This window comes from Enterobacter cloacae complex sp. SHL018, from assembly GCF_049237905.1.
Lineage (GTDB): Bacteria > Pseudomonadota > Gammaproteobacteria > Enterobacterales > Enterobacteriaceae > Enterobacter > Enterobacter hormaechei_C.
Genome location: NZ_JBMKJE010000001.1, coordinates 1,622,056 through 1,648,412, shown reverse-complemented (window position 1 = coordinate 1,648,412; position 26,357 = coordinate 1,622,056). Strand labels below are relative to the sequence as shown.

Here is a 26,357-nt window from a genome sequence, read left to right as displayed (position 1 = left end):
TAATAATATACTATTGGACAAGGAAACGAGTTTCACGATGATAAAAAATACGTCGAGGCTTTAGAGCAATACCAAAAAGCCTGGCAAGCTCTTCCTGAGCCAAAGCTCCAATGGGAGCTCGCCAACTGGATCTCTGCTTGCATGTACAGCGCATATTTTGATCTCGCGGATTACGCTGAGGCAGAGAAATGGGGAGAGACGACATTACGGACACGTGGATCGGATATAGACACTGCACCCTTAATCGATCTCGGCATGGTCTGTTATGAGTTGAATCAATTCGAGGAAGCGTATAAATATTTTAACGATGCTTATAACTACAGCAAAGAGCGTGCGTTTCAGGATAGACCTAAAAAATATCTGGAGTTCTATCTGCGCAAAAGGGGATAAGTTCGTTACTCTATAAAAAAATCCACGCCAAAGCGTGGATTTTTTTAATTCAAAACAAATCAAACATTAAACAAGAAGTTCATCACGTCGCCATCTTTAACGATGTAATCTTTCCCTTCCGCACGCATCTTGCCTGCTTCTTTCGCGCCTTGCTCACCCTTGTAGGTTATGAAGTCTTCAAACGCGATAGTCTGCGCACGAATGAAGCCTTTCTCGAAGTCGGTGTGGATCTTACCAGCCGCCTGAGGCGCAGTCGCACCCACAGGGATGGTCCACGCACTTCTTTTACGCCCGCGGTGAAGTAGGTTTGCAGGCTGAGCATCTCATGGCTCGCGCGGATCACGCGGTTCAGACCCTGCTCGGCCATGAAATTTTCACGATCGGCGTCGTTCATTTCAGCGATATCGGATTCAACCGCGTTCCAAAACGCTACCACTACAGAACCTTTATCGCCTGAAGAGTCTGCTGAGAAGGTCACGCACAACCGCCTGACGCAGCTGAATGGCATTCGCTGGCGCTATGACATCCATGGCCGCACCGTGGAGAAGGATAACGGCCAGACCCGATGGCACTACCGCTACGACGGCGAGCACCGCCTGACGGAGGTCATCAGCCAGCCGCGGGACCGCAACAGGCCGCAGACGCAGGTCAGCTTCCGCTATGACCCACTCGGACGACGCTTCAGCAAAACGCGTCGCCAGATGGTGGGTGGACAGCCAACCGGTAACCCAGTCACCACCCGGTTTGTCTGGGAAGGGTTCCGGCTGTTGCAGGAGGTGCACGGGGATGTGCCGCTGACCTACGTCTACAGCGATCAGAACAGCTACGACCCGCTGGCGCGCATTGACGGCGTTGATGCTCCGGAGATTTTCTGGTTCCACTGCCAGCCCAACGGCACGCCGGAGCGGATGACGGATAGCGAAGGGCAGGTGCGCTGGGAAGGGGTGAACAGCGCCTGGGGCAAGCTGCTGCGGGAAAGCGAGACGCAGGTATCAGGATATTCTCAGAACCTGCGGATGCAGGGGCAATACCAGGACCGTGAGACAGGGCTGCACTACAATCTGTTCCGGTATTACGACCCGGACTGCGGGCGGTTTACGCAGCAGGACCCGATAGGGCTGGCGGGGGGGATAAACCTTTACCAGTATGCGCCGAATGCGCTGGGTTGGGTGGATCCATTAGGTTTACGATGTGGGCGAACTAATACTTGGAATGATTTTCAGCGGCAGCATAAAGGTCGTTTCAAATCATCAACTGAAGCGGCTTCTGCTTATAACAAATTAGTGAATGAACAATCACCTTGGCCATTAAATGAGCCTCCTTTAGATGCAACATTAGTCCCAGGGACTCGAGTAAAAATGGCCGTATCTCCAGGCCAGCCAGCGACGAGACCTAGAGGGTTTGCTACATTTGACGATATTCCTAATGCTTCATATGTTAGAAATGAGCTCGCTGTGAAGATGGAATGGAAACCGGATATTGATAGAGTAATAACTTATGAAGTTAAGAAACCATTACCAGTTAAAATTGGTGCAGTTGGACCTCAAGTTGATAAAGGTGCGAATGTATATCTGCCTGGCGGCGGTTCACAAGTCGAAATGGCTGTGCCACCTGCAGAACGCATGAATTATTTGGAAGTTATTGACGAGTCGTTGCTCAAGCCCTAAGTTATAAAATGAGATTAAAATGATTAATAATTTTACCTGTGATAAAGAAAAGAATGAATTGCATTGGATATATAATACACACCAAGTAGCTATCGTTATAGATGATTTAGATCTGGCAATGATAGATGAAAAGAGAAAATTAATTTTTGTATTGAGTAAACCATTACCCTTACCCGTGTTATTAACTGTTTTAAATATTGATGGGACTTTGCTTTCAACATTTGCGCCTCCAGAAGGTGCGTCTTTTTCTTATTTGACATTAAACGATAAAAAAGAGGTTTTGATTGTCTGCTCCTTTTCTGAAAAAATAAATGGTTGGTATGATTGGCATTATTCTTTAGACTTGGATAAAAAAGTGATAACAAGAATGGCGCCATCTTATTAGAATCTGATAAAGCCATTTTAAAGTAAAGTTTTTGTGGCTTAATACAATCATAACACTAAACACGAGGCTCATCATATTCTTAGCCATAGCTATCCAGATAATAAACTTTGCTGGCCCGTATTGTCAGCCTTGAAGCGACGGAGAACTTCTGATTCCACGGTTTGCCCAGCGGTACGCTGGAGCTGATAACTTATGTAGAAAGGCAGTAACTCTGGTGCGGCTTCAAATATTATATTGGTAATGTTTTATCAGAATTGCCAGATGTTACAAGAATAAAAGTCAAGGTAAAATAATGAATAATAAAAACATACAAACAGTTGATCTACTTATCACACATAGTCAAATATTGCTACGATCACGAGACTATGATGAAAAACTGAGCCAGTGGGGCAAAGGTAATGTATCTCAAGGCGCTGTGATTCATAAAGATTATGTTATTTTTGATCCTTTACCAGAGGACGCATTTGGAGCAAACGTAAATATCAAAATAGAGAATGCTTTTAATTTAGATGAAAATGCTCAACGCTGCATTGTAGTGCCATTTTTTATTACAGATAAAAATAAGCTTCAGGTGGCTTCTGCGACAGAGAAATTTGACATAAACATAAATGTAACCAACAAAACGTATTCGCTCTATTATGAGATTTGTGAAGGGGATGAAATTTATTACAATTTCACTCTTGTGCCGGAAAAAGACACTGTCACAGCTAAGTTTTTATTAGACGACCCTTGGGGCGGAAAAAAAGATAATCCACTCAAAGAAGGTGTTTTTTAACGTTAATAATAACTAAATAAGAACGAAAAAAAATCCACGCCAAAGCGTGGATTTTTTTCATTCAAAACAAATCAAACGTTAAACAAGAAGTTCATCACGTCGCCATCTTTAACGATGTAATCTTTCCCTTCCGCACGCATCTTGCCTGCTTCTTTCGCGCCTTGCTCACCCTTGTAGGTGATGAAGTCTTCAAACGCGATAGTCTGCGCACGAATGAAGCCTTTCTCGAAGTCGGTGTGGATCTTACCAGCCGCCTGAGGCGCGGTCGCACCCACAGGGATGGTCCACGCACGCACTTCTTTTACGCCAGCGGTGAAGTAGGTTTGCAGATTCAGCAGCTCATAGCCCGCGCGGATCACGCGGTTCAGGCCCGGCTCTTCCAGACCCAGCTCGGCCATGAACTCTTCGCGGTCGGCGTCGTCCAGCTCTGCAATATCAGATTCAACGGCAGCGCAAACCGCTACCACTACAGAACCTTCAGCCGCAGCGATTTCACGCACTTTGTCGAGGTACGGGTTGTTCTCGAAACCGTCTTCGTTAACGTTGGCGATGTACATGGTTGGCTTCAGGGTCAGGAAGCTCAGGTATTTGATCGCCGCTTTGTCTTCGTCAGTCAGGTTTTTCAGCGCGCGCAGCATGCCCGCGTTTTCCAGCTGTGGCAGACATTTTTCCAGCGCAGCCAGTTCCGCTTTCGCGTCTTTGTCGCCGCCTTTGGCTTTCTTCTGCACGCGGTGAATGGCGCGCTCGCAGGTATCGAGGTCAGAGAGGGCCAGCTCGGTGTTGATGACGTCGATGTCGTCAGCCGGATCTACTTTGTTGTTAACGTGGATAATGTTGTCGTTCTCGAAGCAGCGCACAACGTGGCCGATCGCTTCGGTTTCACGGATGTTGGTCAGGAACTGGTTGCCCAGGCCTTCACCTTTGGATGCGCCTTTTACCAGGCCCGCGATGTCCACGAACTCCATGGTGGTTGGCAGAATGCGCTGCGGCTTCACGATTTCCGCGAGCTGGTCCAGACGCGGATCGGGCATAGGAACAACACCGGTGTTCGGCTCGATGGTACAGAACGGGAAGTTCGCCGCTTCAATACCTGCTTTGGTGAGCGCGTTGAACAGGGTGGATTTGCCCACGTTTGGCAGACCGACGATACCGCATTTGAATCCCATTTCTAAATCACCTTAATATCTTGATAATCAATCCGTTAACGATAACCGATTGAAGAAAAGTAAATAACTACGCCTATTATACACGTAACCCGCGCGACGCGCGGTAAAAAAGCCCCAGGGCGCCGTTTATTGCGCTTTGAAAGCGTGCAGTCGATTGGTGGCTTTCGTCAGGCCGTCCTGAAGCCAAATCTCGGTGCAGCGGGCCGCTTCGTCCACCGCTTCGTCAATCAACTTCTGCTCAGAAACCGGGGGTTTACCCAATACGAAACCAACAACTTTGTTTTTATCGCCCGGATGGCCGATTCCCACGCGCAAACGGTGGAAATTAGGGTTATTACCCAGTTTGCTGATGATGTCTTTCAGACCATTGTGGCCGCCATGACCGCCGCCCAGTTTGAACTTCGCCACGCCTGGCGGCAGGTCCAGTTCGTCGTGGGCCACCAGGATCTCATCCGGATTGATGCGATAAAACGTTGCCATGGCCGCCACGGCTTTGCCGCTCAGGTTCATAAAGGTGGTTGGCACCAGCAACCGCACGTCGGCACCCGCAAGATTGATGCGTGAGGTATACCCGTAAAACTTGGGTTCTTCACGCAGGGGAGCGCGCAAACGCTCCGCCAGCAGATCAACATACCATGCGCCGGCGTTATGGCGGGTAGCGGCATACTCTTCGCCCGGGTTGGCGAGGCCGACAATCAGTTTAATCGTCACGATTTACTTCCTAATGGGTTCCAGATCTGGCGCGTAGTTTACTGTCTGGCGCGCCGCTTGACAAAGTTCTGCCTGTTGTACACCGAAATGCGAATAATTTCCTCTTTGAACAATTAGAATTTCAAGCTGTTCAATGTCTTATTTGTAAATTTTTGTCCGGGAGTGATCAGTAAATGTGATCATTCACGCAACTCATATAAGAGGCGTTGTCTATACTTTACACACAAGGAGAAGGGGCTTTTCCCCTGACAACCCAAAGTTCCGGAGGTGACATATGAAACGCAAAAACGCTTCAATGCTCGGTAACGTGCTAATGGGGTTGGGACTGTTCGTGATGGTCGCCGGTGTCGGTTATTCAATCTTAAACCAATTACCGCAGCTTGACCTCCCACAATACTTTGCGCATGGCGCGGTGCTGAGTATCTTCCTTGGTGCGGTATTGTGGCTCGCCGGGGCGCGCGTGAGCGGACATGAGGAAGTCTGCGATAAATACTGGTGGGTGCGCCATTACGATAAACGATGCCGCCGCGACCAGCGCAAGCATAGCTAGTGCCCCATAAAGAACACCGAAACGACTTCATCTGAAGTCGTTTTTTTTTTGCATGACGCATTGACCCTCACGTAACGTAAGGCTTCAGAGTAACGACACTGGCAGAACAAAAGGAGCCGTTATGTTGATACAGGTGGGTGAACTGGCGAAACGTGCCGGGATCACCGTGCGGACTTTGCATCACTACGAGCAAACAGGGCTGTTGTTACCTTCTGCCAGAAGCGCGGCAGGCTACCGGCTTTATAACCTGGCGGATGTGCAGCGTCTGCATATGATCCAGGCGCTGGCAAAAGCCGGACTGGAGCTTGCCGAAATCAGGGATTTTCTGGAACAGCGTTCGCTGTCATTAGCCGAATTACTCGACGGGCAAATCACTCTGCTGGACAAGCAACTGCGTAGCATCCATACGCTGCGCAACCGGCTGGTGGAATTGCGAACCGGGCTGACCGACGATGCGACGCCGGATCTGGAATCCTGGCTACAGACTCTAGAGTTAATGAATATGTACGATCGCTGGTTTAGCAAAGAAGAGTTGCAGCAACTGCCGTTTGCGGTAGAGAAAGAGGCGCTGGCGGATATCTGGGCGGGTCTGGTGACGGAAGTTAAACACTTGCTGGAACAGAACGTCAGCGTCACGGACGCGCGGGCGACCGATTTGGCTTCACGGTGGATGGAACGCCTGGAGCAGGATACCGCAGGCAAACCGGAATTTTTGACCCGTCTGAACGAGATGCACAGCGTGGAGCCGCAGATGCAGGAGCAAACCGGCATTACGCCGGAGATAACTGATTACATCACGCGGGCGTTTGCCGAATCAAAGCTCAGCATCTGGGAGAAATATCTCACTGCCGAAGAGATGGCCTTTACCCGGGCGCACTACTTTGACCGGATGATGGAGTGGCCGCCGCTGGTGGCGAAGCTGCATCAGGCGCAGCAGGATAATCTCAGTCCCGCTTCTGACGATGCGCAAAAGCTGGCAGAAAAGTGGCTGGTTTTATTCCAGTCCTATGCAGGAACAAACCCGCAGACCCAGCAAAAATTTCGCCTCGCCATGCAGCAGGAGCCGCATCTGATGAAAGGCACGTGGATGACGCCTGCCGTGCTTGAATGGCTCCAGCAGGCGATCGGGGTGATGATGCAAAGACGCGTCTCTGCATCAGATGACTCACAGATCCGCTAACGCAGCTTCACGGTTAGGGTAGAAGGACAATCGGCCAGGGATTGGCTGCACGCCCGCGCGCGCCATGGTGCGCAGGGGCTGGAATTCAAGGTTACTCACCCGCAGTTCACAGCCTTCCGGCAGACGCACAACAAAGCGCTGGAAGGCATCCAGACCGCCGGCATCCAGCACCGGGACGGCATCCCATTTCAGCACCACAATCCGTTTGCCCGCAATGCGGGATTCCAGATCGCTGAACAGACCTTCCGCTGCGGCGAAGAACAGCGGGCCAATCACGCGCAGCACCAGCACATCGTCAGGCACCTCAACGTTAACCGGGGAGAGACGCGTCATCTGCGCGATGCGGCGCATAAAGAGCAGCGAGGCCAGCACAATGCCGACGCTGATGGCGATAACCATATCGAACAGCACGGTCAGCGACATGCAGATCAGCATCACGATAATGTCGTCTTTCGGCGCGCGGCGCAGCAGGTTAACCACCTTATGCGCCTCACTCATGTTCCAGGCCACCATCAGCAGCAGCGCAGCCATGGCCGAGAGCGGAAGCCATGAAAGCAGCGGGGCGAGGATCAGCAGCGCCATGATCACCAGCAGGGAGTGAATGACCGCGGAAACCGGTGATGTCGCGCCCGCACGTACGTTCGCGGCGGAACGGGCAATCGCAGCCGTAGCGGTAATACCGCCGAAGAACGGTGCAACGATGTTCCCTAAGCCCTGGCCGACCAGCTCGCTGTTGGCTTTGTGCTTAGTGCCGGTCATGCCGTCGAGCACGACGGCGCAGAGCAGGGATTCGATCGCACCCAGCATTGCCATGGAGAATGCGGCGGGCAGCAGAGCGCGAAGGGAATCCCAGCTCAGGGTAAAGCTGGAACCCGGCATGTCCCAAGGCAGAACCAGCTGCGGCAGCAGCTGCGGAATGCCGCTGCCCTGTGAGCCGTCCGCCAGAACATAGTGGAACTGGGAGCCAATGGTGGCGACCTGTCCACCGAGCAGGTTGACAACGCCCATCACCGCGCAGCCCAGCAGCAGAGCGGGCAGATGCCCCGGGAGACGAATGCCTAAGCGAGGCCAGACGATAAGTGTGCCGAGGGTAACGATGCCAATGGCTGCATCGCCCAGGTTGGCCGTCGGCAACGCCATAAACAGCGCGCCCACTTTCTGTAAATAGTGCTCCGGAACATGGGCCATTTGCAGGCCGAGGAAATCCTTAATCTGCATGGTCCCGATGGTAATCCCAATCCCCGAGGTGAACCCCAGCGTTACGGAAAGGGGAATATATTCAATCAGGCGACCAAAGCGGGCCAGACCAAACAGAATTAAAAAGATGCCGGACATCAGGGTGGCAACCAGCAGGCCTGCCAGACCAAACTGTTGGGAAACCGGGTAGAGGATCACCACAAAGGCGGCAGTCGGGCCGGAGACGCTGAAGCGGGACCCGCCCGTCAGCGCAATCACAATCCCCGCAACGGCCGAGGTGTACAGCCCGTACTGCGGCGCGACGCCGCTACCAATCGCCAGCGCCATCGCCAGCGGGATGGCAATAATCCCGACGGTGATCCCGGCTATCAGGTCACGAACAAAGCGTGACGATGTGTATTTCTCTTTCCAGCAGGCGTCGATGAGGGCGCGAAAGGGCAGAACATGTGAGGAGGTTACGTTTTTCACAATTATCTATCATCCGTGTGCGCATCATCTGTCATGTGAATGGCAGGTGAAGGAGGCATAAGTCATACAAATAAATACTATAAACAAAAAAACCCGCCGTAGCGGGTTTTTTGGCCGTGTTCGATCAGTGTTCGAACATTGCAGAGATCGATTCTTCGTTGCTGATACGACGAATCGCTTCGGCCAGCATCCCGGACAGAGTCAACGTACGCACGTTTGGCAGCGCTTTGATCTCGTCGCTCAGTGGAATGGTATCGCAGACCACAACTTCGTCAATGACGGAGTTACGGAGGTTGTTTACCGCATTGCCGGAGAAGATCGGGTGAGTGGCGTAAGCGAATACGCGTTTCGCACCACGCTCTTTCAGCGCTTCAGCGGCTTTACACAGCGTACCGCCGGTATCGATCATGTCGTCAACCAACACGCAGTCGCGGCCAGCCACGTCACCGATGATGTGCATCACCTGAGAAACGTTAGCGCGTGGACGGCGTTTGTCGATGATCGCCATGTCGGTATCGTTCAGCAGCTTCGCGATAGCACGAGCACGTACCACGCCGCCGATGTCCGGAGAAACCACAATCGGGTTGTCCAGATTCAGTTGCAGCATGTCTTCCAGCAGGATTGGGCTGCCGAATACGTTATCAACCGGCACGTCGAAGAAGCCCTGGATCTGCTCTGCGTGGAGGTCAACCGTCAGTACGCGGTCAACGCCGACGCTGGACAGGAAGTCAGCGACAACTTTAGCGGTGATTGGCACACGCGCGGAACGGACGCGACGGTCCTGACGTGCATAGCCAAAGTAAGGAATAACAGCAGTAATACGGCCAGCAGAAGCACGACGCAGCGCGTCGACCATAACAACCAATTCCATCAGGTTGTCATTCGTTGGAGCACAGGTGGACTGGATGATGAAAATATCACCACCGCGTACATTTTCGTTAATTTGTACGCTGACTTCGCCGTCGCTAAAGCGACCTACAGCGGCGTCGCCGAGGGAAGTGTACAGGCGGTTGGCAATACGTTGTGCTAGTTCCGGGGTGGCGTTACCAGCAAAAAGCTTCATATCAGGCACGAGAAGAACCTCAGGCATGCGTCCAGTGGTGGATAGCGTTCGCCGCAAACTGCGGGGCCTAAGCAAACGCTATCCAGGCGGTGTATTAAAGAGCGCGATGCAACGTCTGGAACAGGGTGACGTTGTCACCGAAACTCAGTCTGCGCCAGAATGGCCTGCTGTAGGGGGGAGGTGTTCATCCCGCGTGCTACAAAACCATGCAGCCAAACCGGCGCTTGCTCAAGCACCTGACGGGCGGCGGTTTCGGTGTCAAATTCAGCAAAGACACAGGCCCCTGTACCGGTCAGGCGCGACGGCGCGTATTCTAACAGCCAGGAAAGCACCGCATCAACCTCGCGAAAACGTTTTCTTGCGATATCCTCGCAATCGTTGCTGAATTCACAATTTAATAACGTTTTTATTGACCGTGCCGGGGTATTTCTTTTCAGGTCAGGATCTTTAAAGATGACCGGGGTAGGAATGCTCACGCCGGGGTGAACGATCAGATACCATTTTTCCGGCGGATCGACCGGCGTGAGGATTTCACCGACACCTTCAGCGAACGCCGCGTGGCCGCGCACAAACACCGGTACATCGGCGCCCAGCGTCAACCCTAACGCTGCCAGTTCGTCCGTCGTCAGACCGCAGCCCCAGAGGTGGTTAAGCGCCACCAGTACGGTCGCGGCGTTTGATGAGCCGCCGCCAAGACCGCCGCCCATCGGCAGGCGTTTGTCGATACGGATATCCGCACCGCTTCCCGCCGGCAGACGACCCGACGTCGACGCCGTTTTCATCAGCAGGCGAGCAGCGCGCACGATCAGGTTATCGTCATGCGCCACGCCGTCGACCGGCGTCAGCAGGCAAATCTGCCCGTCCTGACGCGGTTCGATGGAGATGGTGTCGCCGTAATCGACAAACTGAAACAGGGTTTGCAGGGTGTGATAGCCGTCAGCGCGCTGCCCGGTAATGTAGAGAAACAGGTTCAGTTTTGCGGGAGAGGGCCAGTGGGTCATCATTTAACGATCCAGTTGTCCATTTTCAGCTTGATACGCTGGCTACCCTGCGTCAGCTCCATATTGGACGGCAGCGACGGTTGCGTCTTGCTGTCATACGCGCTGTACACCACTTTCCAGGTTTTACCGCCCTGGGTGTAGTTCACCTGGCTCAGACGGTATTGATCGTCGAGCGTATAGTCGGTCGCATCACCCGGCAGGCCAAGGATCCACTGGCGCAGACTATTGAGCGGAATCGGCATCCCGGTCAGCTTGCCAATCATCTCTTCGGCGTCGGTTGCCGTGTAGTGCTGGCCTTTGTTATCGGTGATCTGCGCTTCGCCAGGCTTCGCGTTAAGCTCCAGCTCGGTGCTGCCCAGCGGGTTCAGCAGCAGCAGGCGATAGTTGTCCTGACCCGTTTGCTGCCAGAAGAAGCGAGCATAAACTTTTTGTTCGTCAGAGAGATAAGCAAATGCACCGCGGGTCTGGTACTGGCTTAATTTCAGCACGTCCTGCTGGTGCTGACGCCACTGCGGTGAGTCAGGGCTTTTGCCCGGGCCTTTCGGCTGATGAACGGAACAGGCGGTCAGAACCAGGGCCGCCAGAGGCAGCAGGCGAATCATTCGGGTCATAATGATGACAAATCCTTGAGATACGTTGCAGTTATAACTGTTAATGCTAGCGTTGAAGGGTGCCACCGTCTACGTTCAAATTATCTCAAAGCGTGGCGTAAGCTATTACTCCGAAAGGGGGCAGTCTCTTTTATTGATCTCGCGCATCCTGTATGATGCGTCCTGCTAACCTTATTAACGCTGGTACTACTCCCGCTCAACATGACCCTATTAGCACTCGGTATTAACCACAAAACGGCCCCGGTTTCACTGCGAGAACGCGTTACGTTTTCGCCGGATACGCTCGACCTGGCGCTGGATAGCCTGCTTGCACAACCGATGGTGCAGGGTGGCGTGGTGCTCTCGACGTGCAACCGTACCGAGCTGTATCTCAGCGTGGAAGAGCAGGATAACCTGCACGAGGCGCTGATCCGCTGGTTATGCGACTACCACAACCTCAACGAAGAAGAACTGCGCAATAGCCTGTATTGGCATCAGGACAACGATGCGGTCAGCCATCTGATGCGCGTGGCCAGCGGGCTGGATTCGCTGGTGCTGGGCGAGCCGCAAATTCTTGGGCAGGTGAAAAAAGCCTTCGCGGATTCCCAGAAAGGGCATCTGAAAGCCAGCGAACTGGAGCGAATGTTCCAGAAGTCATTCTCCGTGGCGAAGCGTGTGCGAACCGAAACCGACATTGGCGCCAGTGCGGTTTCGGTTGCTTTCGCGGCCTGTACCCTTGCCCGTCAAATTTTTGAATCCCTGTCGACCGTCACCGTACTGCTGGTGGGAGCGGGCGAAACCATCGAGCTGGTGGCGCGCCATCTTCGCGAACACAAGGTGAAGAAGATGATCATCGCCAACCGCACCCGCGAACGTGCGCAGGTGCTGGCAGATGAAGTGGGCGCTGAGGTGATTGCGCTGAGCGACATCGATGAACGTCTGAAAGAGGCGGACATTATTATCAGTTCTACCGCCAGCCCGCTGCCGATTATCGGGAAAGGGATGGTCGAGCGTGCGCTGAAATCCCGCCGCAATCAGCCGATGCTGCTGGTGGATATCGCCGTTCCGCGTGATGTCGAACCGGAAGTGGGCAAACTGGCGAACGCCTACCTGTACAGCGTGGATGACCTGCAAAGCATCATTTCGCACAACCTTGCCCAGCGTAAGGCGGCGGCTGTGCAGGCGGAAACCATCGTTGAACAGGAAACCAGCGAATTTATGGCCTGGCTGCGCGCGCAAAGCGTCAGCGAGACCATCCGCGAATACCGCGGTCAGGCGGAGCAGGTGCGTGATGACCTGACGGCCAAAGCGTTAGCGGCCCTTGAACAGGGCGGCGACGCGCAGGCGATTATGCAGGATCTGGCCTGGAAACTGACCAACCGCCTGATCCATGCCCCAACCAAATCTCTTCAGCAGGCCGCCCGTGACGGGGACGATGAACGCCTGACTATTCTGCGCAACAGCCTCGGGCTGGAATAGCGCCCTATACCCATTTTCTAAGACAAGGTGCATTTACGCCTATGAAGCCTTCTATCGTCGCTAAACTGGAAGCTCTGCACGAGCGCCATGAAGAAGTCCAGGCGCTGCTCGGTGATGCCGGGACCATTGCCGACCAGGAACGTTTTCGCGCGCTGTCGCGTGAATACGCGCAGTTAAGTGATGTTTCAAAATGCTTTACCGACTGGCGACAGGTCCAGGAAGATATCGAAACCGCGCAGATGATGCTCGACGATCCTGAGATGCGCGAGATGGCGCAGGAAGAGTTGCAGGACGCAAAAGCGCGTTCAGAAGAGATGGAGCAGCAGCTTCAGGTGCTTCTGCTGCCGAAAGATCCGGATGATGAGCGTAACGCCTTTGTGGAAGTCCGCGCCGGTGCCGGTGGCGACGAAGCGGCGCTGTTCGCCGGGGATCTGTTCCGTATGTACAGCCGGTATGCCGAATCCCGTCGCTGGCGCGTGGAGATCATGAGCGCCAACGAAGGCGAGCATGGCGGCTACAAAGAGGTTATCGCCAAGATCAGCGGTGACGGCGTGTACGGTCGTCTCAAGTTTGAATCCGGTGGTCACCGCGTGCAGCGCGTGCCTGCGACAGAATCTCAGGGACGCATTCATACGTCAGCCTGTACGGTGGCGGTGATGCCGGAGCTGCCGGAAGCGGAACTGCCGGATATCAACCCGGCGGATCTGCGCATCGACACCTTCCGCTCTTCAGGGGCAGGTGGTCAGCACGTTAACACCACCGACTCCGCTATCCGTATTACTCACCTGCCCACCGGGATTGTGGTTGAGTGTCAGGATGAACGTTCCCAGCACAAGAACAAGGCTAAAGCGTTATCCGTGCTGGGCGCGCGCATTCACGCGGCGGAAATGGCGAAACGTCAGCAGGCGGAAGCCTCTACCCGCCGTAACCTGCTGGGCAGCGGCGATCGTAGCGACCGTAACCGCACCTATAACTTCCCGCAGGGTCGCGTAACCGACCACCGCATCAACCTGACGCTGTACCGTCTGGATGAGGCGATGGAAGGCAAGCTCGATATGCTGATTGAGCCTATCGTGCAGGAATACCAGGCCGACCAGCTGGCGGCACTGTCCGAGCAGGATTAATGGATTTTCAGCGCTGGTTACGCCATGCCGCCAGTGAGCTTTCTGCAAGTGAAAGCCCGAAGCGCGACGCCGAAATTCTGCTTGAGCATGTGACGGGTAAAGCCCGCACATATCTGCTGGCCTTCGGCGAAACCGCGCTGACCGCTGAACAGCAATCGCAGCTGGAGGCGCTGCTTGCCCGCCGTAAAACCGGCGAGCCGGTGGCGCATCTGGTTGGCGAACGCGAGTTCTGGTCACTTCCGCTGTACGTTTCAGCGGCCACGCTGATCCCGCGCCCGGACACCGAGTGTCTGGTGGAGCAGGCGCTGGCGCGGTTACCGGCGCAGCCGTGTCAGATCCTCGATCTCGGTACTGGCACCGGCGCGATTGCGCTGGCGCTTGCCAGCGAGCGACCGGACTGCACCGTGACGGCGGTAGACGTGATGCCTGATGCGGTCGCCCTCGCGCGGCGCAACGTTGAACGGCTGGGGCTGAACAATGTTTCCGTTCTGCAAAGCAGCTGGTTTGCCGCGCTTGAAAGCCGCATGTTTGAAATGATTGTCAGCAATCCGCCCTACATCGACGAAGACGATCCGCATCTCGCGCAGGGCGACGTGCGTTTTGAACCGTTAACCGCGCTGGTCGCTGCGAATCAGGGACTTGCGGATCTCGATCACATTGTGACAACGTCACGACAACATTTGCTTCCCGGTGGCTGGCTGCTGGTGGAACATGGCTGGACGCAGGGAGAGGCGGTGCGAGCGCTGTTTACGCGTGCCGGATACGCTGCCGTGGAAACCTGCCGGGATTACGGCGGCAATGAACGTCTGACGCTGGGGCAGTGGTCATGAGCCTGTTTACGCTGCTGATCTCCGTTCACCTGGTTTCCGTTGCCCTGACCATCGGCTTTTTCATTGCCCGCTACTGGTGGCGCTACAGCAACAATCCGCTGATTAACGCCCGCTGGGTACGCATCGCCCCGCACTGTATCGACACGGTGCTGTTCCTTTCCGGAGCCGGGTTAATGTGGAAAACCGGCTATCTGCCATTTACTGATAAAGGCGCATGGCTGACTGAAAAGCTGTTTGGCGTTATCATCTACATCGTTTTGGGTTTTATCGCGCTTGGGCGTCATCGTCCGCGCAGCCAGCAGACAGGGTTTATCGCCTTTTTGCTGGGTCTGGTGGTGCTGTACATCATCATTAAACTCGCCACCACAAGAATACCGTTACTGGGGTAAGTCATGAGGTCCTTAGCCGATTTCGAATTTAACAAAGTGCCGCTCTGCGATGGTATGATCCTGATTTCAGAGATGATCCGCGACGATTTTACGTCACAGTACGTTTACGCTGAACTGGAGAATCTGGTCAGCCTGGCGCGCGAAGAGATCAATCAGGCCCGTCCGCAGGACTGGCAATTAGAGAAGCTGATTGAGCTTTTCTACGGCGAATGGGGTTTCTGCGACACGCGAGGCGTGTACCGCCTGTCTGACGCACTGTGGCTGGACCAGGTGTTGAAAAATCGTCAGGGCAGTGCCGTCGCGTTGGGCGCCATTTTACTGTGGGTTGCGCACGAGCTGGATATTCCACTGGTGCCGGTCATTTTCCCGACGCAGATGATTTTGCGGGCGGAGTGGCTGGACGGTGAGATGTGGTTAATCAATCCGTTTAACGGCGACACGCTGGATGAGCATACGCTGGACGTCTGGCTGAAAGGCAACATCAGCCCGATAGCTGAGCTGTTCAATGAAGATCTCGATGAAGCCGATAACGCCGAAGTGATCCGCAAGCTCCTGGATACGCTGAAGTCTGCGCTGATGGAAGAGCGTCAGATGGAGCTGGCTCTGCGCGCAAGCGAAGTGCTGTTGCAGTTCAATCCGGAAGATCCGTACGAAATCCGCGACCGCGGCCTGATTTATGCGCAGCTCGACTGCGAGCACGTGGCGCTGAATGATTTGAATTATTTCGTCGAGCAATGTCCGGAAGACCCGATCAGCGAGATGATCCGCGCGCAGATTAACGCGATCGCGCATAAACACATTACACTGCATTAATCTTAATTCCGATTCACACCTGAATAAGGCGATCCTATGAAACAAAAAGTGGTTAGCATTGGTGATATCAACGTGGCAAACGACCTGCCGTTCGTGCTGTTTGGCGGTATGAACGTTCTGGAATCCCGCGATCTCGCTATGCGCATCTGCGAACACTACGTGACCGTGACCCAAAAGCTGGGCATCCCGTACGTGTTTAAAGCCTCTTTTGACAAAGCCAACCGCTCCTCCATTCACTCCTACCGTGGCCCGGGCCTGGAAGAGGGGATGAAGATTTTCCAGGAGCTGAAACAGACGTTTGGCGTGAAAGTGATCACCGACGTGCACGAAGCGTCTCAGGCACAGCCCGTGGCTGATGTGGTAGACGTGATTCAGCTTCCGGCGTTCCTCGCTCGCCAGACTGACCTGGTAGAAGCGATGGCGAAAACCGGTGCCGTGATTAACGTGAAAAAACCGCAGTTCGTGAGCCCAGGCCAGATGGGTAACATCGTTGACAAGTTTATCGAAGGCGGTAACGACCAGGTGATCCTGTGCGACCGTGGTTCAAACTTCGGTTATGACAACCTGGTTGTGGATATGCTGGGCTTCACCGTGATGAAGAACGTCTCTAACCAGTCTCCGGTGATTTTCGACGTGACCCATTCCCTGCAATGCCGCGACCCGTTTGGCGCCGCATCTGGCGGGCGTCGTGCGCAGGTGACCGAACTGGCCCGCGCCGGTATGGCAACCGGCCTGGCGGGTCTGTTTATTGAAGCGCACCCGGATCCGGCTAACGCGAAATGCGACGGTCCATCCGCGCTGCCGCTGGATAAGCTGGAGCCGTTCCTGAAACAGATCAAAGCGATTGACGATCTGGTGAAGAGCTTCGACGAGCTGGATACCAGCAACTAATAAAAAAACCCGCTTCGGCGGGTTTTTCTTTGCCCGGCGGCGCTACGCTTGCGCGGGCCTATGGGTTTTGTAGGCCGGGTAAGCGCAGCGCCACCCGGCAAAAAAATTACGCAAATATCGTCATCAGATACGCAATAAACAGCGCCATATGCGCCGCGCCGTTCAGCACATTGGTGCGGCCGGTGGAGAAGGAAATCTGGCACAGCAGCAAGGATGCCACCATCACAATCATCTCTGGCGCACCCAGCGCAAACTGCAATTCATTCCCCGTCATAAAGGCAATCAGCGTCACCACCGGAACGGTAAGGGAGATGGTCGCCAGAACGGAGCCGAAGAACAGATTCATCGCCCGCTGCACCTGATTATTGAGCACCGCTTTCAGCGCTCCCAGACCTTCTGGCGACAGGATCAACAGGGCCACCAGGAAACCGGTAAAGGCGACCGGCGCGTTCAGTTCAGTTAACAGCGCCTCCAGCGGGTTCGCATTCATCTTGGTGACCGCAATAACGGCAATCAGATGCACGATCAGCCAAACCGTATGCCACGCGCTGCTGTGGGCCGACGGCTTACCGTGATGCGGATCATCGTCGTCGCCGTCGTCTTCATGCTCGTAAACAAACAGGCTCTGGTGCGTTTTGGTCTGGATCAGCAGGAACACGCCGTACATCGCCGCGGAAATCAGCGCCACCAGCAGCGCCTGGCCGGTGGTGAAATTTGCACCCGGCAGCGCCATCGGGAACACCAGCACAATAATCGCCAGCGGGAACAGGGCGATCAGGTACTGTTTAATGCCAAAGAGGTTCATGTACTGGGTGGCAAATTTGCGACCACCTAATAAAAGTGAAAAACCGACCAGGCCGCCGGTAACAATCATAATGATGGAGTAGAGCGTATCGCGCATTAGCGTTGGCGCGGCGTCGCCGGTGGCCATTAATGCGGAAATTAAACTGACTTCAAGAATCACAACCGAAAGGCTTAAAATTAATGACCCATACGGCTCTCCAAGACGGTGGGCTAAAACATCCGCATGGCGTACCACGCTAAATGCACTGGTTAAAATACCCACCAGAGCCAGAATATTGATCCCCACAACCACTGGCAATGACTGACTGCTTCCCCAGAAGAGCAGCACAGCCAGTGCCAGAACCGGGAAAATGAGAGAGGTCTCCTTGTGGCGGGTTTTTACCGCCTCGTGTGTTGCTGTCATGTGTTTCTCCAACAATGCAGGTGCTTGTAATTATAGATAGATTTTAAAGGTATTAAATTAACAGAAATCTGTTAAATACCCTGTATTTTTTACTTAATTTTACCCTTTATTATAATTTTTATGTCTGAGGCTTATAATGCCTTATCTCTTTTAAATATTAGTTTAATAACAATGAATTGCATTTTTATATTGTTCATTTCTTTCTGTCGGGTGGCACCCTCGCGTATCGTCGTCCACACTTATCTTTTAGCCAAAAGAGAGGTTAACAATGCCATACAAATCGAAAAGCGAATTACCGGATAACGTGCAAAACGTATTGCCTGCCCACGCCCAGGATATCTACAAAGAAGCCTTTAACAGCGCCTGGGATCAGTACAAAGATAAAGAAGATCGCCGGGACGATGCCAGCCGTGAAGAGACGGCGCATAAGGTGGCCTGGGCCGCCGTGAAAAATGACTATGAGAAAGGGGACGATGATAAATGGCACAAAAAGAAATAGCCGCCAAATAACACGCTGCCTCCATTTTGACATTTCAGGCGGTTGACCTGCCGCTGTATTGCATCTGGCCCGCGAATTGCTTATCGTTGCTCAACTGCTGTTAAAATGAACAGCACAGAATGCCGGGAAGGCGAATTACAGATGTCGCAAGGAAGCATGCAGTGGCGGAGGTGGAATGTGTTAACGCGTGATTTCTTGATGAAGGCAGATTGTAAGACGGCATTTGGTGCTATTGAGGAATCGCTTCTGTGGTCGGCTGAACAACGTGCGGCGTCGCTTGCGGCAACGCTGGCCTGCCGCCCGGATGATGGCCCGGTCTGGATCTTTGGTTACGGCTCGCTGATGTGGAACCCGGCGCTCGAATTTGTTGAATCAGCAACCGGAACGCTGCCTGGGTGGCACCGCGCCTTTTGTTTGCGCCTGACCGCCGGACGTGGCAGCGCCTGTCAGCCTGGCCGCATGCTTGCACTAAAAGAGGGCGGGCGCACCACGGGCGTGGCATACCGGCTGCCGGATACCACGCTGGAAGATGAGCTGACGCTGCTGTGGAAGCGCGAGATGATCACCGGCTGCTATATGCCCAGCTGGTGCAAGCTGGAACTGGATGACGGGCGCACCGTCAACGCGCTGGTGTTCATTATGGATCCGCGCCACCCGCTGTATGAAGTCGATACCCGAACCCAGGTGATTGCCCCGCTGATTGCCGCCGCCAGCGGACCGCTGGGCACTAACGCCCAGTACCTTTTCTCGCTCGATCAGGAGCTGACGCGTCTCGGCATGCAGGACGACTGTCTGAGTGAGCTGGTGGTGAAGGTGAAAGCGCTGCTGGAAGGGAACCCGCTCAGCAATACGCTGCGGCCGGGTTTTGCCTGATAATACGCCCGGCTGACCGGGCGTTTACGGTTATGCCGCCACGTAACTTACGGAATGTTCGAGCGACTGGCTGTGGCTGTCGATCAGCACATCCCAGGTGCCGGTGTAAGGCACCGTCAGCCAGGCCTTATCGTCCTGGACGGTAAGGATATCTGCCTGCGATTGCTTCTGTCCTTTTGTACTCATCAGATGGATGCGGCAACGCTCTGAGCAACGTACCACTACCGTATCCCCGCCAAACAGTTTCAGACTCGTTTTAACTCGTGCCATTTTATACCCCGTCGTTTTTGCCCATCCCGAGCGTGATGTTGTTCACAATTTACTCATTGCATAACACCAAAGGGGCAGGGGTGGGATGCTGATTTCGATCAAAAAATGGCGCAACGATTAAACAAAAATGACAAAATCCCTGAAACCTTTCAGCGGACGCGCGTTTACCCTGCTTAACGCGCGCCCGGGAAAAATTATATGCGGAAATGGCCAGCGGTCTCAGCAAGGTCGCCCGCCTGGCTTTGCAGCGCGCTGGCCGCCGCAGCAGACTGTACAACAAGCTCGGCGTTCTGCTGCACCATGCGATCCAGGTGAGTCACCGCGTGGTTAATCTCATGGATCCCTTTCATCTGCTCCCGGGTGGCAATGGATATTTCACGCATAATGCCAGACACGCTCCCGACGCTGGCGCGGATCTCATCCATGCTGTCGCCCGCAAGGTGCACAAACCGGGAGCCGGTTGCTACGCTTTCGGTGGTGGAATCAATAAGGGATTTGATCTCCTTCGCCGCCTGAGCACTGCGGCTGGCCAGGTTACGTACTTCCCCCGCAACGACCGCGAACCCACGGCCTTGTTCCCCGGCACGCGCCGCTTCCACCGAGGCGTTAAGCGCCAGGATATTGGTCTGGAAGGCGATGCCGTCAATGACGCTGGTGATATCGCCGATTTTCGCGGAAGCCAGTTCGATGGACTGCATGGTGCTGATGGCCTGAGCGACGACGTCGCCGCCGCGGGATGCGGCGGCAGAGGCCTTGCTCGCCTGTTCGTTCGCTTCTGCTGCCGACTCGTTTGACTGCGTAACGGAGGCCGTGATCTCTTCCACGGCGCTGGCGGTTTCGCGAAGGCTTGATGCCGCCTGCTCGGTACGCCCGGAAAGATCCTGATTACCTGCCGCAATCTCATGCGCGGCGTTTTTCACTGAGGCGCTGGCATCACGCAGCTGGACCATCACCACAGAAAGCTTATCGCTGAAGGCGTTAAACGCCTGCGCAATTTGCGCCACTTCATCGCCCCCCTTATCCGGCAGACGCTGCGACAGATCGTTAGTACCGTTGGCAATGCTGTTCATCGCGTCACGGATACCGGACAGCCGCTTAAGCAGGCGGGCAATCAGGAGGTGCATGAGGGCTCCGCTCAGCAGGGCAAGGATCGCCAGAGACAGTGCAGATGCTTTTAGCAATGACCGCATCCCGGCGGTGGCATCGCCGTTATCGAGCGCCACAACCAGCAGCCAGTGCGTCCCCGGTACGGCGGTGGCCAGGAACGTGTTTTCACGTCCGTTAAACGTTCCGTCAACCAGGTTGCCGCTTTTCAGGGTGGCAAAATCGGTCCCTTTGATCGTCTCCGTAAAAGGCTTAAGCGTCAACGCAGGATCGCTGCCGGCAATAACGGTGCCGTTGCTGTCCAGAAGCAGTCCGCTGCTGGCCGGAGTCGGGTGAATACCGCGCACGTTAGCCACCACGCTGTCCATCGCCACATCGCCCGCCACCACCGCTTTCAGGGCACCTTGCTCTTTAACCGGTACCGCGAACGTCACCACCAGTTTCCCGGTGCCCGCGTCTACATAAGGTGCAGTCACTACCGGACCATCAGCGCTGACGGCCTGCTGATACCACGGGCGAAGGGTGGGATCGTAATCAGCGGGTACCCCGGTTGGGTCAGAAAATTTAGCCGTTTTGCTGGCATAACCCACGTAGACGTTGGTGAATCCACCCGCCAGCGCAAGCTGTTTAAACACCGGAACCGGATCGTCGCTGAGCGCGACCGGCTGCGCCGAGGTGATGACGGTCATTTTGCTGTTCACCCAGTCGGCAATCGCCATGTTGTGGCTGGCGCTGGTGCTGGTCAGAATATCGCGCTGCGACTGCTGATTATCCTGGCGCGTGACCTGAAAGTTAATAATGGTATTAAGAAGAAGGGCGACGACCAGACAGCCTGTCGTCGCGGCAATGATGCGGGCGCGAATGGATCTGAACATAAGTGTAATACCTGCTGTGTTGTTTCCATGCCTATCGGCAACGGTGCAGGTAAACTTGATGCTGAAACCGCGTCCATAAGAAAATAATATTTTTAGCGGCTTATTATTAAAAAGTTAATACTTTATCGGCGGAAAGTGTCCATTCAGCCAGCTCCACCAGCGTACCAATTTCCACGCCATCAATCAGCGGCAACCCCGTAATGCCGCGCCCGTCGGTACAGGTTTTGCACAGTTTGACCGGAACGTTTTGCGCGGTCAGGATCTCCAGCATTTGTTGAATGTTGTAGCTCTCTGCGGGTTTCTGCCCCTTCAGCCCGGCCGTGACGGCATCGGACATCAAAAAGAGGCGCAGCTCCAGCTCACTCTCCTTATCGCGCAGCGCGATTGCCAGGCGCAGGCTGTTAAAAAGGGATTCACTGCCGTAGGCCGCACCGTTGGCGACGATCACAATCTTCTGCATGTTGACTCCTGTTCTTTGAAAAGGCACGAATATTGCTTCTCGTACCGAAGAATACGTATCGGGGAGAGAAACGATGACGATAGTGGCTGGCAGTTCCCCTGGCGCAACCGAATGGTTCCAGCGTGCGAGAATGTTGCGCGAGGAACAGCTCGGCAGACTGGCGCAGCTGGGCGCACTGGTGAACGGCATCAGTCGACTGGTGCATATGCTACAGTGCGAGCGCGGTGCGTCAAATGTCTGGCTCTGCTCGCAGGGCAAATTGTACGCGCCTGAATGCAAGGCCAGCAGGGCCCTGGTGGATGAAAACCTCGCCGCATTGCACCTTCAGTTTAACGAACCGCTGCCGGGCAGCGCCCTGTGCGAACGTATTGCCAGCGCACTGCACGGCCTTGAGACGCTAACGGCGCTGCGTGATGGCGTTACAGGTCAATGCGTCACCGCGCCGCAGGCGATGGAACATTACAGCCGCATACTGCGTCATTTGCTCAGTATCGTACCCCAACTCAGCGACAGCATTGACGATCCGCACATCGCGGGCCGATTTGTGGCCCTTTACAGCCTGATGCAGGGCAAAGAACTTGTGGGACAAGAGCGGGCGCTGGGGGCTATTGGTTTCACCCAGGGATTCTTTGACGATGAAACCCGCCAGCGGCTGGTGGATCGCATTGATGGCCAGCAGGCCTGCTTTGAGGTTTTTATCTCCCATTGCACTCCAGACGTGCAGGAGACGTTTATCCTCAACTGCCAGCCGGGTCTGGAGACTGAAAAACTCAGGCGTGAAGCGTGCACCCGCCAGCCTCCGGCAGATAACGGCGGTACCGCCCTCAAATGGTTTGCCCTGCAAACCACGCGCCTTGAGCACCTGCGCACGCTGGAGGAGGTGGCAATTGCCGATCTGATGACGGCAGTTGAGGAGCGCCGCTATAGCGAAAACCTGCACGCAGACGATGAACACGACGATATCCTGGCGCGATTTCCGGATAAACCGCTGCTGCCGCTGGTGCGCCAGCAGGCGCGTGAAATTGAGCAACTCTCCCGTCAGCTTGCTTCCCTGCGCGACACGCTGGAGGAGCGTAAGACCATCGACAAAGCCAAAAGCGTGCTGATGACGCACCAGAACATGAGCGAGGAGCAGGCGTGGACCGCGCTGCGCAAAATGGCGATGGATAAAAACCAACGCATGGTAGATATCGCCCGTGCGCTGCTTATGGTGAAAAATCTTTGGAAGATACCCCCTGGGGAGTAGTTGCACAGCCAGTGGGCATTTTGTGCCTGATTGAGGTGCGTAAAACAGCGCTCTTCTTGCAGAAACCCCGTAACGCCGGGGATGAAAAGCTGGCATTACCTTTGCATTAACAGATTAACCATTTTCGACGATGCGCCAACGGCGGTGCATGCGTCTTCGGGATAAAGGCGTCCAGCGGTGCTTCAGCACCGTCGGGCGCTTTTTTTTGCCTTTTTTCAGGAGTAATTATGGCGGATTTGTCGAGACGGCGGTTATTGCAGGCCAGCATGCTGGCGAGTGGTGCGATGCTGTTGCCGGGTGTCATGCAGGCCGCATGGGCGGCGGGGTCAGATAAGCCGGAGCAGGATACCGTGCGTATCGGGTTTATCCCCCTGACCGACTGCGCGCCCGTGGTTATCGCGGCCCTGAAGGGGTTCGATAAAAAACACGGCATTACTATTGTGCCGACCAAAGAGGCGGGCTGGGCGGCAGTGCGCGACAAGCTGGTGGCGGGCGAGCTGGACGCTGCGCACATTCTTTACGGCCTGCTGTACGGTCTGGAGCTGGGTATCGCGGGCAAGCCGCAGCAGATGGCGAACCTGATGACCCTCAACCAGAACGGACAGGCCATTACGCTCTCCAGCGATCTGGCGGAGAAGGGCGTTCGTGACCTCGACGGGCTGAAAAAGCTGATTGCGCAGCAGGCGCCGGGAACCTACACCTTCGCGCATACCTTCCCGACGGGAACGCACGCCATGTGGCTCTACTACTGGCTGGCCAGCGCGGGGATTAACCCGTTTGACGACGTGCGCACCGTGGTGGTGCCGCCGCCGCAGATGGTGATGAACATGCGCATTGGCAACATGGTCGGGTTTTGCGTTGGCGAGCCGTGGAACGCGCGGGCGATTAACGACCGCATCGGATTTACCGCCGCCACGTCGCAGTCCATCTGGGCCGATCACCCGGAAAAGATCCTCGGCACCCGACGCGACTGGGTGGCGAAAAACCCGCACACCGCACGGGCGCTGGTGAGCGCCGTGATGGAAGCCGCGCGCTGGATCGAGGCGTCAGCGGAAAACAAACGCGAAACCGCGCAGATCCTTTCGCGCCGCGCCTGGCTCAACTGCAAGGAACAGTATCTCACCGGACGTATGCTTGGCGAGTACGACAACGGGGTCGGTCAGCGCTGGCAGGATGCGCACCCGATCCGTTTCTTCAACGAGGGTGCCGTGAGCTACCCGTATCTCTCCGACGGCATGTGGTTCTTAACCCAGTTCCGCCGCTGGGGCTTGCTCAACGCCGCGCCAGATTACGCGGGCATTGCACAGCGCATTAACCAGACCGCGGTCTGGCAGGATGCCGCGACTGCCGTGGGCGGCATGTCCACACCGTCATCACCGTATCGCAGCAGCACCCTGATGGACGGCACCGTCTGGAACGGCACCGATCCGGAAGGGTACGCCAACCGCTTCGCCATTCACCGTAAAGGGGCCTGAGTATGCAGCATCTGCAAAATACAAAACCACAAGAGACGTCAGAGAGCGGGGAAGTGATTGTCCTGCCTCCGCTACAGGTTCGCCGTCGTACGCCAGCGTTTACGCGTCGGATGAATGATTTTTTACAGCGCGTCATCCCGGCGCTGCTCGGTCTCGGCCTGCTGGTGGTGCTCTGGCAGCTGGCAGCGATAAACAGTAAAGGCTTTCCGACGCCGCTCAGCACGCTCGATTCGGCCATGACCCTGTTTGCCGATCCGTTTTATCGCGACGGGCCAAACGATATGGGCATTGGCTGGAACGTGCTGGCGTCGTTGCAGCGCGTCGCCATCGGCTTCGGTCTGGCAGCGATGGCGGGCATTCCGCTGGGCTTTTTGATTGGCCGCTTCACCTTTTTCTCGCGCATGTTCAACCCGCTGATCGCGCTCCTGCGTCCGGTCAGCCCGCTGGCCTGGCTGCCTATCGGCCTGCTGCTGTTCCAGAAAGCGGAGCCTGCATCGAGCTGGACCATTTTTATCTGCTCCATCTGGCCGATGGTGATCAACACCGCTGAAGGGGTACGCCGTATTCCGCAGGACTACCTCAACGTGGCCCGGGTGTTGCAACTCTCAGAGTGGACCATCATGCGCCGCATTCTTTTCCCCGCCGTGCTGCCTGCGGTGCTGACCGGGGTACGTCTTTCCATTGGCATTGCCTGGCTGGTGATTGTCGCCGCCGAGATGCTCACCGGAGGTTTAGGCATTGGATTCTGGATCTGGAATGAGTGGAACAACCTCAACGTCGAAAACATTCTCATCGCCATCGTCATCATTGGCGTGGTCGGGTTGCTGCTGGAGCAGGGGCTGATGCTGATCGCCCGTCGCTTTAGCTGGCAGGAAAAATAAGGAGTGAAGATGAAACCGTTAATTCAGGTCCAGGCCGTGAGCCAGCGTTTTTCCACCGCCAGCGGCGAGTTTCTGGCGCTGCAAAACGTCTCTTTTGATATCCACGAGGGCGAAACCGTCAGTCTGATTGGTCACTCCGGCTGCGGCAAGTCGACGCTGTTAAACCTGATCGCCGGGATCACGCTGCCGACGGAAGGCGGGCTGATTTGCGACAACCGCGAAATCGCCGGGCCGGGGCCCGAGCGCGCGGTGGTGTTCCAGAACCATTCGCTGCTGCCGTGGCTGACCTGCTTCGACAACGTGGCGCTGGCGGTGGATCAGGTCTTCCGTCACACCATGAGTAAGGCCGAGCGCAAAGCGTGGATTGAGCACAACCTCGACCGGGTGCAGATGGGCCACGCGCTGCATAAGCGCCCCGGGGAGATCTCCGGCGGTATGAAGCAGCGCGTCGGGATTGCCCGGGCGCTGGCAATGAAGCCGAAAGTGCTGCTGATGGATGAGCCGTTTGGCGCGCTCGATGCGCTGACGCGTGCCCATCTTCAGGACTCGGTGATGCAGATCCAGCAGGCGCTGAACACCACCATCGTGCTCATCACCCACGACGTGGACGAGGCGGTACTGCTCTCTGACCGCGTACTGATGATGACCAACGGCCCGGCGGCCACCGTGGGTGAGATCCTGCGCGTCGATCTGCCGCGCCCGCGCAACAGGGTGCAGCTGGCGGACGACAGCCGCTATCACCACATGCGCCAGCAGATCCTCCATTTCCTCTACGAAAAACAGCCGAAAGCGGCGTAA

The 26,357-nt window shown here is 55.3% G+C and carries 27 protein-coding genes and 2 pseudogenes; 18 read left to right on the top strand and 11 right to left on the bottom strand.

The window, feature by feature from the left end; translation table 11 throughout:
* Positions 1-141: 141 nt before the first annotated feature.
* Entirely contained in the window at positions 142-390 is a 249-nt protein-coding gene (locus ACOTY5_RS08000; RefSeq protein WP_198924011.1) for a hypothetical protein, read from the top strand.
* Positions 391-449: 59 nt separating this feature from the next.
* Here the strand turns inward: ACOTY5_RS08000 and ACOTY5_RS07995 are convergent.
* Positions 450-838 (bottom strand): annotated as a pseudogene (locus ACOTY5_RS07995) (DUF933 domain-containing protein); the annotation flags it as partial.
* A 7-nt stretch (positions 839-845) separates the two neighbouring features.
* On the opposite strand from ACOTY5_RS07995, the pseudogene ACOTY5_RS07990 reads away from it, so the two are divergent.
* The 3 genes and pseudogenes from ACOTY5_RS07990 to comJ all read left to right on the top strand — a co-directional run.
* Positions 846-2,057: pseudogene (locus ACOTY5_RS07990) on the top strand (RHS repeat domain-containing protein); the annotation flags it as partial.
* Between the two features lie 19 nt (positions 2,058-2,076).
* The gene (locus tag ACOTY5_RS07985; protein WP_032634362.1) at positions 2,077-2,442 is read left to right on the top strand and encodes a hypothetical protein; all 366 of its coding nucleotides are present in this window, start codon (positions 2,077-2,079) and stop codon (positions 2,440-2,442) included.
* A 292-nt stretch (positions 2,443-2,734) separates the two neighbouring features.
* Positions 2,735-3,217 carry a competence protein ComJ gene (gene comJ, locus ACOTY5_RS07980; RefSeq protein ID WP_045142732.1) on the top strand — a complete coding sequence of 161 codons (483 nt, stop codon included), beginning with the start codon at positions 2,735-2,737 and terminating at the stop codon, positions 3,215-3,217.
* 71 nt (positions 3,218-3,288) lie between these two features.
* Here the strand turns inward: comJ and ychF are convergent, their stop codons facing one another.
* On the bottom strand, positions 3,289-4,383 hold the full coding sequence (gene ychF / locus ACOTY5_RS07975; RefSeq protein ID WP_003856650.1) for a redox-regulated ATPase YchF: 1,095 nt from the start codon (positions 4,381-4,383) through the stop codon (positions 3,289-3,291).
* 126 nt (positions 4,384-4,509) lie between these two features.
* Positions 4,510-5,094: an aminoacyl-tRNA hydrolase gene (gene pth, locus ACOTY5_RS07970; RefSeq protein ID WP_045142731.1), complete on the bottom strand. Its 585-nt coding sequence runs from the start codon at positions 5,092-5,094 to the stop codon at positions 4,510-4,512.
* Between the two features lie 274 nt (positions 5,095-5,368).
* On the opposite strand from pth, the gene ychH reads away from it, so the two are divergent.
* Together ychH and ACOTY5_RS07960 are read left to right on the top strand one after the other, a co-directional pair.
* Positions 5,369-5,644 carry a stress-induced protein YchH gene (gene ychH, locus ACOTY5_RS07965; protein WP_003856655.1) on the top strand — a complete coding sequence of 92 codons (276 nt, stop codon included), beginning with the start codon at positions 5,369-5,371 and terminating at the stop codon, positions 5,642-5,644.
* Between the two features lie 121 nt (positions 5,645-5,765).
* On the top strand, positions 5,766-6,824 hold the full coding sequence (locus ACOTY5_RS07960; protein ID WP_045142730.1) for a MerR family transcriptional regulator: 1,059 nt from the start codon (positions 5,766-5,768) through the stop codon (positions 6,822-6,824).
* On the opposite strand, the gene dauA is transcribed toward ACOTY5_RS07960, so the two are convergent.
* From dauA to lolB, 4 genes are all read right to left on the bottom strand, one after another.
* Entirely contained in the window at positions 6,810-8,489 is a 1,680-nt protein-coding gene (dauA, locus tag ACOTY5_RS07955) for a C4-dicarboxylic acid transporter DauA (RefSeq protein ID WP_032648531.1), read from the bottom strand. The two genes, ACOTY5_RS07960 and dauA, sit on opposite strands and share 15 nt — an antisense overlap.
* A 124-nt stretch (positions 8,490-8,613) precedes the next feature.
* Complete coding sequence (gene prs, locus ACOTY5_RS07950) at positions 8,614-9,561, bottom strand: ribose-phosphate diphosphokinase (RefSeq protein WP_003856663.1); 948 nt, start codon at positions 9,559-9,561, stop codon at positions 8,614-8,616.
* Positions 9,562-9,686: 125 nt separating this feature from the next.
* Entirely contained in the window at positions 9,687-10,556 is an 870-nt protein-coding gene (gene ispE / locus ACOTY5_RS07945) for a 4-(cytidine 5'-diphospho)-2-C-methyl-D-erythritol kinase (RefSeq protein ID WP_017693293.1), read from the bottom strand.
* Positions 10,553-11,164 (bottom strand): lipoprotein insertase outer membrane protein LolB, encoded by a 612-nt coding sequence (gene lolB / locus ACOTY5_RS07940; protein WP_003856665.1) that lies wholly within the window; start codon positions 11,162-11,164, stop codon positions 10,553-10,555. The genes ispE and lolB overlap by 4 nt, the downstream gene beginning before the upstream one ends.
* Positions 11,165-11,365: 201 nt before the next feature.
* Here lolB and hemA point away from each other — a divergent pair, with 201 nt between their 5' ends.
* From hemA to kdsA, 6 genes are read left to right on the top strand one after another with little or no spacing between them, the layout of a single operon-like run.
* The gene (gene hemA, locus ACOTY5_RS07935) at positions 11,366-12,622 is read left to right on the top strand and encodes a glutamyl-tRNA reductase (RefSeq protein WP_003856666.1); all 1,257 of its coding nucleotides are present in this window, start codon (positions 11,366-11,368) and stop codon (positions 12,620-12,622) included.
* 41 nt (positions 12,623-12,663) lie between these two features.
* Complete coding sequence (gene prfA / locus ACOTY5_RS07930) at positions 12,664-13,746, top strand: peptide chain release factor 1 (protein WP_045142729.1); 1,083 nt, start codon at positions 12,664-12,666, stop codon at positions 13,744-13,746.
* On the top strand, positions 13,746-14,576 hold the full coding sequence (prmC, locus tag ACOTY5_RS07925) for a peptide chain release factor N(5)-glutamine methyltransferase (RefSeq protein WP_023303859.1): 831 nt from the start codon (positions 13,746-13,748) through the stop codon (positions 14,574-14,576). Before prfA ends, prmC begins: the two co-directional genes overlap by 1 nt.
* A complete protein-coding gene (gene sirB2 / locus ACOTY5_RS07920) occupies positions 14,573-14,965 on the top strand; it encodes an invasion regulator SirB2 (RefSeq protein WP_017384257.1) in 393 nt (130 codons plus the stop codon). Before prmC ends, sirB2 begins: the two co-directional genes overlap by 4 nt.
* A gap of 3 nt (positions 14,966-14,968) precedes the next feature.
* Positions 14,969-15,778, top strand: a complete 810-nt coding sequence (sirB1, locus tag ACOTY5_RS07915; protein WP_006810913.1) for an invasion regulator SirB1 — start codon at positions 14,969-14,971, stop codon at positions 15,776-15,778.
* 36 nt (positions 15,779-15,814) lie between these two features.
* Positions 15,815-16,669, top strand: coding sequence for a 3-deoxy-8-phosphooctulonate synthase (kdsA, locus tag ACOTY5_RS07910; RefSeq protein ID WP_032653866.1), 855 nt, complete (start codon positions 15,815-15,817; stop codon positions 16,667-16,669).
* 106 nt (positions 16,670-16,775) lie between these two features.
* Here the strand turns inward: kdsA and chaA are convergent, their stop codons facing one another.
* The gene (gene chaA, locus ACOTY5_RS07905) at positions 16,776-17,876 is read right to left on the bottom strand and encodes a sodium-potassium/proton antiporter ChaA (RefSeq protein WP_003856672.1); all 1,101 of its coding nucleotides are present in this window, start codon (positions 17,874-17,876) and stop codon (positions 16,776-16,778) included.
* 268 nt (positions 17,877-18,144) lie between these two features.
* Between chaA and chaB the strand changes: the two genes are divergently transcribed.
* Positions 18,145-18,375 carry a putative cation transport regulator ChaB gene (gene chaB / locus ACOTY5_RS07900; RefSeq protein WP_003856674.1) on the top strand — a complete coding sequence of 77 codons (231 nt, stop codon included), beginning with the start codon at positions 18,145-18,147 and terminating at the stop codon, positions 18,373-18,375.
* Positions 18,376-18,552: 177 nt separating this feature from the next.
* Entirely contained in the window at positions 18,553-19,248 is a 696-nt protein-coding gene (locus tag ACOTY5_RS07895; RefSeq protein ID WP_045142720.1) for a gamma-glutamylcyclotransferase, read from the top strand.
* 30 nt (positions 19,249-19,278) lie between these two features.
* Here the strand turns inward: ACOTY5_RS07895 and ACOTY5_RS07890 are convergent, their stop codons facing one another.
* The 3 genes from ACOTY5_RS07890 to ACOTY5_RS07880 form a co-directional block, all read right to left on the bottom strand.
* Positions 19,279-19,518: a hypothetical protein gene (locus ACOTY5_RS07890; RefSeq protein ID WP_015570352.1), complete on the bottom strand. Its 240-nt coding sequence runs from the start codon at positions 19,516-19,518 to the stop codon at positions 19,279-19,281.
* A gap of 194 nt (positions 19,519-19,712) precedes the next feature.
* Positions 19,713-21,497 (bottom strand): methyl-accepting chemotaxis protein, encoded by a 1,785-nt coding sequence (locus ACOTY5_RS07885; RefSeq protein WP_045142721.1) that lies wholly within the window; start codon positions 21,495-21,497, stop codon positions 19,713-19,715.
* A gap of 106 nt (positions 21,498-21,603) precedes the next feature.
* Positions 21,604-21,957 carry a DsrE/DsrF/TusD sulfur relay family protein gene (locus ACOTY5_RS07880; RefSeq protein ID WP_421631889.1) on the bottom strand — a complete coding sequence of 118 codons (354 nt, stop codon included), beginning with the start codon at positions 21,955-21,957 and terminating at the stop codon, positions 21,604-21,606.
* 73 nt (positions 21,958-22,030) lie between these two features.
* Between ACOTY5_RS07880 and nasR the strand changes: the two genes are divergently transcribed.
* The 4 genes from nasR to ACOTY5_RS07860 all read left to right on the top strand — a co-directional run bounded on the left by nasR (position 22,031) and on the right by ACOTY5_RS07860 (position 26,357).
* Complete coding sequence (nasR, locus tag ACOTY5_RS07875) at positions 22,031-23,203, top strand: nitrate regulatory protein NasR (RefSeq protein WP_045142722.1); 1,173 nt, start codon at positions 22,031-22,033, stop codon at positions 23,201-23,203.
* A 227-nt stretch (positions 23,204-23,430) separates the two neighbouring features.
* The gene (locus tag ACOTY5_RS07870) at positions 23,431-24,678 is read left to right on the top strand and encodes a CmpA/NrtA family ABC transporter substrate-binding protein (protein WP_045142723.1); all 1,248 of its coding nucleotides are present in this window, start codon (positions 23,431-23,433) and stop codon (positions 24,676-24,678) included.
* Positions 24,679-24,680: 2 nt separating this feature from the next.
* Positions 24,681-25,559, top strand: a complete 879-nt coding sequence (gene ntrB / locus ACOTY5_RS07865) for a nitrate ABC transporter permease (RefSeq protein ID WP_015570358.1) — start codon at positions 24,681-24,683, stop codon at positions 25,557-25,559.
* Between the two features lie 9 nt (positions 25,560-25,568).
* Positions 25,569-26,357 carry an ABC transporter ATP-binding protein gene (locus tag ACOTY5_RS07860; RefSeq protein WP_015570359.1) on the top strand — a complete coding sequence of 263 codons (789 nt, stop codon included), beginning with the start codon at positions 25,569-25,571 and terminating at the stop codon, positions 26,355-26,357.